Here is a 9,140-nt window from a genome sequence, read left to right as displayed (position 1 = left end):
TCAGCACCTGGCGGCTGGACGGACGCAAGGCTCCACACTGGGTTGCCATCAGCGGCAGCGACGGAGAATGCTTCTACATTCATGACCCGGACCCCGGCGAAGACCAAGTGCCTATGGACTGCCAGCATGTGCCCATCACGCGGAAAAAATTTGATCAGATGCGACAATACGGGCAGGCAAAGCTGCGCACGGCGGTGATCTTGAGCCGCCCCTGAATAATGCCTTGCGAACATCGCAATAAAACCGTTTCGAGTCGCGAAAGCCTGAATTTCCGCTCTTTGAGGTTTTGCTTTTCGACACTCGCTTCTCGCAACTCGCGACTGCTGTTATCGCTCCTGCGGGCCGTTCAGGCACAAAAAAGCCCGCACGGGGCGGGCTTCTTGTGGCCGGGCGCGGGCTTACATCTTCATCACGTCCTTGCCCAGGGTGGCCGCTTTTTCGCTGTTCACCTTGCGGGCATTCTCTTCACATTCATCGTCGTTACCGCCGCAGATTTCACAGTCCTGTTTCATGCCCAGTGAGGCCAGGCCACCACAGGAGCCTTTGACCGGCTTGTTGGAAAGAATCACGCCCACGGCCATGCCGGCGAAAAGCAGGCCAATGAAAACTACTGCTGCCACAATGGTCATGAACATGTTACTTACCCTCCACAATTGCATCGAAGGCGGGAGTCGATAACTCTTCCACGCCCTTACTGGTTCTGACAATAAAAAACACTGCCAGTTCTTGGTCTTTGGCGAAAGCCATTCCTTCATCCGGGCCCAGCACCGTCATGGCGGTGGCCAGACCGTCGGCCATCATGGCACTTTTGTGCAAAACGGACACCGAGGCCAACTGATGCTCCACCGGGTAACCGGTACGGGGGTCAATGGTATGGGAATACAAGCGGCCGTCCGACTCAAAAAAGTTACGGTAATCGCCACTGGTAGCCACGGCCATATTCTTCAGGTCTACCACCTGCTCCACCTCGCGAACACCCGCAATCGGGCGTTCTACGGCAACCCGCCAGGGCTGTTTATAGGGTTTGCTGCCCTTGCCCAGCAGTTCTCCGCCCACCTCTACCAGGTAGTTATTCAGCCCGTGGCTATCCAGTAAGGCCGCCACCTTGTCCACCGCAAAACCTTTCGCAATGGACGACAAATCCACATAGATGCCGCCGGGCTGCAGCAGTTGCTGGTCGCTGAGCAGCAGTTTCTGCCAGCCAACCCGTTCCTGCGCTGTCTCGATTTCGCTGGCCTCTGGTGGCTCAAACCGGTCCGGGTCCGGCCCGAAGCCCCACAGGTTAACCAGCGGCCCCACCGTCACGTCATAGGCGCCGCCGGTTTGTTCCGACAGGGAAAAGGCGGCAGTCATCACCTTAACGGTATCCGAGGGCAGATTCATCAGCGTCCCCGGCTCGGCGCTGTTGAAACGGCTAAGGTCGGAATCCGGTCGGTAGGTGCTCATCTGGGCGTTTACCTGCTCCAACGCCGCTTCAATATCACCCTTCAACGCTTCTACGCCTTCGTCCGGAGTGCCGGTGTATTTTACGCTCCAGGTGGTTCCCATGGTGGGGCCACTGAGTACCGACAGGCGATTCTTGCTGTCGTCACAGCCCGTCAGCAGCAGCGCCAGGGAAACAATCAGCAGAGGAAGAATGCGAGGCATTGTCATGTTCCGGTGGTTAACAAGGAGCGCAAGTTGAAAGTTCAAAGTTTAAAGTTAAAACGCGCGTTGCCCAGGCACTACACTGACACTGCTATAGCCGCGACGAGCGATTTCGCAGGGAAATGCACAAGATCACCGCTTACCTTTTCAACTTTGAACTTTGAACTTAAAGAAACGCCGGCCCGAAGGCCGGCGTTTGGAATCATCCGCCAAAGTCATCCAGCAGGATATTTTCCGGTTCCACACCAAGATCTTCGAGCATCTTGATTACCGAGGCGTTCATCATCGGCGGACCACACATGTAGTACTCGCAGTCTTCAGGAGCCGGATGGTCCTTGAGATACTGTTCGAACAGCACGTTATGGATAAAACCGGTGAGACCATCCCAGTTGTCTTCGGGCTGCGGGTCTGACAGGGCCAGATGCCACTCAAAGTTATCGTTCTCGTCCGCAAGCAAGTCGTACTCTTCGTTATAGAAGCACTCACGAACACTCCGCGCACCGTACCAGAAGCTGATCTTGCGCTTGGAGTTCAACCGCTTGAGCTGGTCGAAAATATGGCTACGCATGGGTGCCATACCCGCACCACCACCGATGAAGACCATTTCCGCATCGGTTTTCTTGGCGAAGAACTCACCGAAGGGTCCGAATACGGTGATCTTGTCACCCGGCTTCAGGTTGAAGACGTAGGAACTCATGATCCCGGGCTGAATATCCTTGGACCCCGGAGGCGGCGTCGCGATACGGATATTGAACTTCAGGATGCCCTTCTCTTCCGGGTAGTTGGCCATGGAATAGGCGCGAATCACTTCTTCGTTGTTCTTGGTGTTCAAATCGAAGAAGTTGAAACGCTCCCAGTCACCGCGGTATTCCTCATCGATGTCAAAGTCGGAAAACTTCACATCAAAGGGCGGTGCTTCCAGCTGCACATAACCACCCGCGCGGAAATCCACGTTTTCGCCTTCCGGCAATTTCAGCGTCAGCNCTTTAATAAAAGTGGCAACGTTGTTATTGGAAATAACCTCGCATTCCCACTTCTTCACGCCGAAGAACTCTTCCGGCACCTGGATTTTCATGTCCTGCTTCACGTTGACCTGGCAGCTCAGGCGCCAGCCATCGCGAATCTGTCCTTTGGTGAAGTGGCCTTCTTCGGTGGGAAGAATGTCTCCCCCACCGTCGAGCACCTGGCAGCGACACTGCGCACAGGTACCACCGCCACCACAGGCTGAAGACAGGAAAATACCCTGGTCTGCCAGGGTGCCCAGCAGCTTGCCGCCGGCGGGCGCATCAATGCCTTTTTCGGCATCGTCGTTAATATCGATGTGTACGTTACCGGTTGCCACCAGACGGGAACGGGCAGCAAGAATCACCGCCACCAGCGCCAGCACAATGGCAGTGAACATGACGACACCGAGAATAATCTCAACACTCATGATTCAACTCTCCCCTTACAGCTGCACGCCGGAAAATGACATGAAGCCCAGTGACATCAGACCCACGGTAATGAAAGTGATGCCCAGACCTTTCAGACCATCCGGTACGTCGCTGTACTTGAGCTTTTCCCGGATACCCGCCAGCAATGTGATCGCCAGCGCCCACCCGGTGCCGGCACCCACGCCGTATACCATGGACTCACCCAGGGTGTAATCACGCTCCACCATGAACAGGGACGCACCCAGAATGGCGCAATTCACGGTGATCAGCGGCAGGAAGATACCCAGCGCGTTGTAGAGGCTCGGCACATACTTGTCGAGCGTCATCTCCAGAATCTGCACCAGCGCGGCGATAACGCCAATGTAGCTGAGCAGCCCCAGGAAACGCAGATCCAGCTCGGCCAGCGCCGGTACACCGGTCCAGGCCAGCGCCCCTTCATCAAGCAGGTAGGTTAGCAGCAGGTTGTTCACCGGCACGGTGATGGTCAGCACCACCACCACGGCAATCCCCAGGCCAATCGCAGTCGAGATCTTCTTGGATACGGCAATAAACGTACACATGCCCAGGAAGAAGGCCAGCGCCATGTTTTCAACAAAGACGGCGCGGACGAACAGGCTCAGATAATGTTCAAACATTACTCGTCTCCGTTAAAACGCGTCGCTGACACGGGTGTGTGGCTTCATCTTGAAGTCGTCCGGCTCTACCTGCTCCGGCTTCCACGCACGGATGGCCCAGATGAACAACCCGATCAGGAAGAAAGCACTCGGCGGCAGCAGCATCATGCCGTTGGTCATGTACCAGCCACCCTCAGACACCTTGGGCAGAATTTGATGACCGAACAGGCTACCGGCACCCAGCAATTCACGGGTAAAACCGAGGCCCAACAGGATCGCGGAGTAGCCCAGGCCATTGCCCACACCATCCAGGAAAGACGGGAGCGGTGGATTCTTCATGGCAAAGGCTTCCGCACGGCCCATCACGATACAGTTGGTGATGATCAACCCCACGAACACCGACAGCTGCTTGGAAATGCTGTAGGCGTACGCCTTAAGAAACTGATCCACCACGATTACCAGTGACGCAATAATGGTCATCTGCACGATGATCCGAATGCTGGAAGGAATGCTGTTGCGAATCGAGCTTACGAAGAAGTTCGAGAACGCGGTTACTGCGGTCAATGCGATACACATGGTGACCGTAGTACTCAGGTTGCTGGTTACCGCCAGCGCGGAACAGATACCCAGGATCTGCAGCGCGATGGGGTTATTGTCGAAAATCGGACCTAACAGAATGTCCTTGGTTTTCTCCGCCATTACGCGTCTCCTTCCGGCTGCTCGCTGGATTCAACGGCATCGGTGGCTTGAGCCACATCACCGCCACCTTGCTGCATGCGCTTCAGGTAGGGGCCAAAGCCGTTCTCGCCGACCCAGAAGCGAAGCAGGTTGCTGACACCCTTGCTGGTCAGGGTAGCACCGGCCAGGCCGTCTACCTTATGTTCAGCATTCGGGGTGTTGCTTTCCACCGTACCCTTGATGACCTGAATTTCCACTTCGCCCTGATCACCGTACAGCTTCTTGCCTTCCCAAAGGGCCTTCCATTTGGGGTTATCCACTTCACCGCCCAGGCCAGGGGTTTCGCCGTGCTCATAAAAACCCAGACCAGCCACGGTGTTGGCATCCGGCTCCAGCGCCAGGAAACCATAGAGGGTGGACCACAGGCCATAACCGTGAACCGGCAGGATGATACGGCTCAGTTCGCCATTATCACCACGGGCCAGGTATACCTCGGCCACGTCCGCCTGGTTCTTGATACCGGCAATGTCCACGTCGCCACTAAGGCGCTCGGACTGGGCCGGGTCCTTGGCGGCGGTACGCTGATCATAGCTTTCCGGCATCTCTACATAGTCACCGCTTTCGATGTCGACAAACTTGCGCTCGATGGACTTGAACTGCTCGTTCACGTCCTGGCTAGCGTCGTACATGCCGGCGGCAAGCAGGATGTTCATGCGCTTGTCGATCAGCTTGTTTTCGTTCTGTACCGGGCGCAGGCTCACGGCGGCGGTAGCAACCACCACACCGCAGACCACGCACACCAGGAAGGCAACCAGCAGGGTCTTGCTGACGCTTTCATTTTTTCCAGCCATTACACTTCTCCCCCGGTACGACGCAGACGACGGCGAATGTTTGACTGAGTGACAAAGTAGTCAATCAGCGGCGCACACAGGTTACCGAACAGAATTGCCAGCATGATGCCTTCCGGGAAGGCCGGGTTGATGACCCGGATCAGGACGGTCATCACACCAATCAGGGCACCGAAGATGTATTTACCGGTGTTGGTCATGGACGCAGACACAGGATCGGTAGCCATGAAAATCATGCCGAAGGCGAAACCGCCCACGCTCAGGTGCCAGTACCACGGCATGCCAAACATGGCGTTGGTCTCGGACCCGATAACGTTGAACAGCGCAGACATGCCCACCATGCCCAGGAACACGCCCAGCACAATGCGCCAGGAAGCGATCTTGGTCATCAACAGGGCCGCGCCACCGATCAGGATAGCCAGAGTGGACGTCTCACCGATGCTGCCCTGGATGTTACCCAGGAAGGTATTCATCCAGCTCAGGCTGGCGGTCGCCGCCGCCGCACCTTCAGTCAGGGCGTTACCGGTCAGGCCAGCCGCGTAGTTCAGGCTGCCAGAAGCAGCCAGAGACAGGGAGGTAGCGCCGGAGAAGTTATCCACGGCGGTCCAGACTGCATCACCGGACATCTGCGCCGGGTAGGCAAAGTACAGGAACGCACGGCCAACCAATGCCGGGTTGAGGAAGTTCTTGCCGGTTCCCCCGAACACTTCCTTGCCGATAACGACACCAAAGGAAATCCCCAGGAAAACCTGCCACAGCGGAATGGACGGCGGCAGAATCAGGGTGAACAGAATACCGGTCACGAAGAAGCCTTCGTTAACCTCATGGCCACGCTTCCACGCGAACAGGCCTTCCCAAATGAAACCACCCAGGTAGACGGTAATCAGAATAGGAATATAGTAGACCGCACCATGCAACACGTTGGCCCAGATACTGGCCGGATCAAACCCGGTCAGCGCTGCCACCAGGTCACTGCGCCAGCCGGCCAGCGGGCTGGCACCGAGCTCGGCAATCTGCAGGTTGGCCTGATAACCGGTGTTCCACAGACCGAACAGGATCGCCGGGAAGGTGCAGAACCACACCGTCATCATGATCCGCTTCAGGTCGAGACCATCACGCACGTGGGCCGCGGAACGGGTCACCGAATCCGGGGTGTAGAGCATGGTGTCGAACATTTCGTAGAAGGTGTAATACTTCTCGAATTTGCCACCCTCATGGAAATGGGGGGACACTTTATCATCCAGAAACTTTCTCATACCCATGCTCAGCCCTCCGCCTCAATCGTGGTCAGGTTGTCGCGCAGAATCGGACCGTATTCATATTTGCCCGGGCACACGAAAGTGCACAGGGACAGGTCTTCTTCCAGCAACTCCAGGGCACCGAGGGCCGTGGCGCTGTCGGTATCACCAACGACCAATGCGCGCAGCAGCTGCGTCGGCAGAATGTCCAGCGGCATCACTTCTTCATAGGCCCCCACCGGCACCATGGCACGCTCGGAGCCATTGGTGGTGGTGGTGAAATTGAAGCGCTTGCCCGGCATCAGCTTGGACAGGTAGATGTTCATCACCGAAAAACGGTTGGTGCCGGGTGAGATGTAACCCAGCAGCTCGCGTTCATGGCCTTCACGCAGGGCCGTCAGCTGGCTGGTGGTGCGGCTCAACCAGGCCACCGGACCACGGGCGTTGTGGCCGTTCAACACAGAGCCGGATACCAGGCGGTTATCGCCACTTTTCAGCTCGCCCTGAACGAAATCGTCCACGCTGGCACCAACACGGGTGCGCAGGGCACGCGGTGTTTTTGCCTGCGGGCCGGTCAGCGCAACCACACGGGCGGAGCTGATCTTGCCGTCGGTGAACAGGTTGCCAATGGCAATCACGTCCTGATAACCCACGGACCAGACGGTTTTCTTCAGGCCCACCGGATCCAGGTGATGAATGTGGGTGCCCACATTGCCTGCCGGGTGCTTGCCCGCAAACGCTTCTTCACGCACCTGGCCACCGGCAAAGCTCGGCAGGTCCGTATTCGGACCACGACACACCCATACCGGGCCGTCCGTCAAGCGGCTCAGCACCGCCAGACCATTGCGGAAAGCCTGTTCGTTTTCCTTGATCACCACCGCCGGGTCCAGCGCCAGGGGGTTGGTATCGAGAATGGAAACGAAAACGGAATTGGGGGTACTGCCCGGTGCGGGCACCTTGCCGAACGGGCGGGTGCGCAGCAAGGTCCACTCACCGGAATCTACCAGCTGTTGCTGTACCGTTTCGCGGTCCAGAGAAGCCAGCTGTTCGGCAGAGTGAGAGACGAAGGTGACTTCTTCTTCCTGGTCTGCCACTTCAATCACCACGGATTGAAGCACGCGCTTGTGACCACGATTGATCGCAATCACCTTGCCGGCAGCAGGAGCGGTGTATTTCACACCCTCGGTTTTCTTGTCCGTGAAGATCAGCTGGCCTTTCTTGACCACGTCTCCCTCGCGGACTTCCATAGTGGGTTTCATCCCCACATAGTCACCGCCGAGCACGGCAACAGAACGAACCTGATGACCTTCCTCAATCGTCTGGCGCGGTGCACCAGCGATGGGCAGATCAAGGCCCTTCCTGATTTTAATCATAGTTTCTCGCCCACGTTGCGTGTTGCTGAAGTCGAGGCACACCCCCGGATCGCCCTGAAAAACAGGGAATTACCGGGGATGTTCGCAAATTCCGGAATATGCAATGGATGCCGACAAAAACCCGGCGGGCACATTATAAAGTCGTACCTGCCTGTTCGCCAGCACCGCCAGACCCGCCTTTTGTCGCATGGAACCATCTTGGTGCAACTTAAAAACGGGAAATGCACCGAAAAAAAGCCCGCGGGGCGGGCTTCTTCATTCCGGGGTTCAGTCCTTTGGATACACCGGGAATTCCACCCCGGAGATCTGCTGCAGGATACGCAGCACCTGGCAGCTGTAGCCGAACTCGTTGTCGTACCACACATACAGCACGCAGTGGCGGCCATTCACGATGGTCGCTTCCGCGTCGATCACGGAGGCGTGACGAGAGCCGACGAAATCCGTAGACACGGCATCCGGGCTGCTCACGAAATCCACCTGGCGCTGCAATGGAGAATGCAGACTTACCCAACGCAGGTAATCGTTGAGCTCTTCCAGGGTGGTTTCCTTGCCCAGAGTCAGGTTCAGGATCGCCATGGACACGTTCGGGGTTGGAACGCGGATGGAGTTACCGGTCAGCTTACCGTCCAGATTCGGCAATACCTTGGTGGCCGCAGTGGCTGCACCGGTTTCAGTCAGCACCATGTTCAGGGGTGCAGAACGACCACGACGGGGACCTTTGTGGAAGTTATCCAGCAGGTTCTGGTCGTTGGTGTAGGAGTGTACGGTTTCCACGTGGCCAAACTCGATACCAAACTTGTCTTCCAGCGCTTTCAGCGGCGGAACGATAGCATTGGTGGTGCAGCTGGCAGCAGAAATGATCTTGTCGCTGTCCTGGATCAGATCATTGTTCACGCCGTGAACGATGTTCTTCATGTTGCCCTTGCCCGGCGCCGTCAACATCACGCGGGAAACACCGTTGCACTGCAGGTGCTGGGACAGGCCTTCTTCATCGCGCCACTTGCCGGTGTTATCGATCACCACGGCATTGCTGATGCCGTAAGCGGTGTAATCGATGGACGACGGGTCGCTGGAGTAGATCACCTTGATGAAGTTGCCATTGGCGATGATCGCGTTCTCTTCTTCGTCCACGGCAATGGTGCCGGCGAACGGGCCATGAACGGAGTCACGGCGCAGCAGGCTGGCGCGCTTCTGCAGATCACCCTTGCCAGACTCGCGTACCACAATAGCCTTCAGGCGCAGGCCATCGCCGGAACCGGCTTTTTCGATCAGCAGGCGGGCCAGAATTCGGCCGATACGACCGAAGCCG

At 57.1% G+C, this 9,140-nt stretch carries 10 protein-coding genes; 1 reads left to right on the top strand and 9 read right to left on the bottom strand.

Features of this window, described 5'->3' with window-relative positions; all coding sequences use genetic code 11:
- On the top strand, window positions 1-215 hold a 215-nt coding region (locus A3754_RS02570), incomplete at its 5' end, for a peptidase C39 family protein (RefSeq protein ID WP_197468393.1).
- 183 nt (window positions 216-398) lie between these two features.
- On the opposite strand, the gene nqrM is transcribed toward A3754_RS02570, so the two are convergent.
- The 9 genes from nqrM to A3754_RS02525 all read right to left on the bottom strand — a co-directional run.
- Entirely contained in the window at window positions 399-635 is a 237-nt protein-coding gene (nqrM, locus tag A3754_RS02565) for a (Na+)-NQR maturation NqrM (protein WP_007151334.1), read from the bottom strand.
- Between the two features lies 1 nt (window position 636).
- Window positions 637-1,647, bottom strand: a complete 1,011-nt coding sequence (locus tag A3754_RS02560; RefSeq protein ID WP_063518778.1) for an FAD:protein FMN transferase — start codon at window positions 1,645-1,647, stop codon at window positions 637-639.
- 202 nt (window positions 1,648-1,849) lie between these two features.
- Window positions 1,850-3,079: an NADH:ubiquinone reductase (Na(+)-transporting) subunit F gene (nqrF, locus tag A3754_RS02555; RefSeq protein ID WP_063518777.1), complete on the bottom strand. Its 1,230-nt coding sequence runs from the start codon at window positions 3,077-3,079 to the stop codon at window positions 1,850-1,852.
- Between the two features lie 15 nt (window positions 3,080-3,094).
- On the bottom strand, window positions 3,095-3,715 hold the full coding sequence (gene nqrE, locus A3754_RS02550) for an NADH:ubiquinone reductase (Na(+)-transporting) subunit E (protein ID WP_007150757.1): 621 nt from the start codon (window positions 3,713-3,715) through the stop codon (window positions 3,095-3,097).
- Between the two features lie 12 nt (window positions 3,716-3,727).
- Window positions 3,728-4,393 carry an NADH:ubiquinone reductase (Na(+)-transporting) subunit D gene (locus A3754_RS02545; protein WP_063518776.1) on the bottom strand — a complete coding sequence of 222 codons (666 nt, stop codon included), beginning with the start codon at window positions 4,391-4,393 and terminating at the stop codon, window positions 3,728-3,730.
- Entirely contained in the window at window positions 4,393-5,223 is an 831-nt protein-coding gene (locus A3754_RS02540) for a Na(+)-translocating NADH-quinone reductase subunit C (protein ID WP_063518775.1), read from the bottom strand. The genes A3754_RS02545 and A3754_RS02540 overlap by 1 nt, the downstream gene beginning before the upstream one ends.
- On the bottom strand, window positions 5,223-6,482 hold the full coding sequence (locus tag A3754_RS02535; RefSeq protein WP_063518774.1) for an NADH:ubiquinone reductase (Na(+)-transporting) subunit B: 1,260 nt from the start codon (window positions 6,480-6,482) through the stop codon (window positions 5,223-5,225). The genes A3754_RS02540 and A3754_RS02535 overlap by 1 nt, the downstream gene beginning before the upstream one ends.
- Window positions 6,483-6,484: 2 nt before the next feature.
- Complete coding sequence (locus A3754_RS02530; RefSeq protein ID WP_063518773.1) at window positions 6,485-7,831, bottom strand: Na(+)-translocating NADH-quinone reductase subunit A; 1,347 nt, start codon at window positions 7,829-7,831, stop codon at window positions 6,485-6,487.
- A 267-nt stretch (window positions 7,832-8,098) separates the two neighbouring features.
- Window positions 8,099-9,140: glyceraldehyde-3-phosphate dehydrogenase (locus A3754_RS02525; protein WP_063518772.1), on the bottom strand; the 1,042-nt coding region annotated here is incomplete at its 5' end.

This window comes from Alcanivorax sp. HI0083, from assembly GCF_001635175.1.
Note: the sequence above shows the minus strand (reverse complement) of the source record. Positions and strands in the feature narration are given on the sequence as shown.

What these genes read in the sequence shown, in the direction of transcription:
- A3754_RS02560 (WP_063518778.1), bottom strand. Translation starts at nt 1,647, where the DNA reads ATGCCTCGCATTCTTCCTCTGCTGATTGTTTCCCTGGCGCTGCTGCTG.
- A3754_RS02530 (WP_063518773.1), bottom strand. Translation starts at nt 7,831, where the DNA reads ATGATTAAAATCAGGAAGGGCCTTGATCTGCCCATCGCTGGTGCACCG.
- A3754_RS02545 (WP_063518776.1), bottom strand. Translation starts at nt 4,393, where the DNA reads ATGGCGGAGAAAACCAAGGACATTCTGTTAGGTCCGATTTTCGACAAT.
- nqrM (WP_007151334.1), bottom strand. Translation starts at nt 635, where the DNA reads ATGTTCATGACCATTGTGGCAGCAGTAGTTTTCATTGGCCTGCTTTTC.
- A3754_RS02535 (WP_063518774.1), bottom strand. Translation starts at nt 6,482, where the DNA reads ATGGGTATGAGAAAGTTTCTGGATGATAAAGTGTCCCCCCATTTCCAT.
- A3754_RS02540 (WP_063518775.1), bottom strand. Translation starts at nt 5,223, where the DNA reads ATGGCTGGAAAAAATGAAAGCGTCAGCAAGACCCTGCTGGTTGCCTTC.
- nqrE (WP_007150757.1), bottom strand. Translation starts at nt 3,715, where the DNA reads ATGTTTGAACATTATCTGAGCCTGTTCGTCCGCGCCGTCTTTGTTGAA.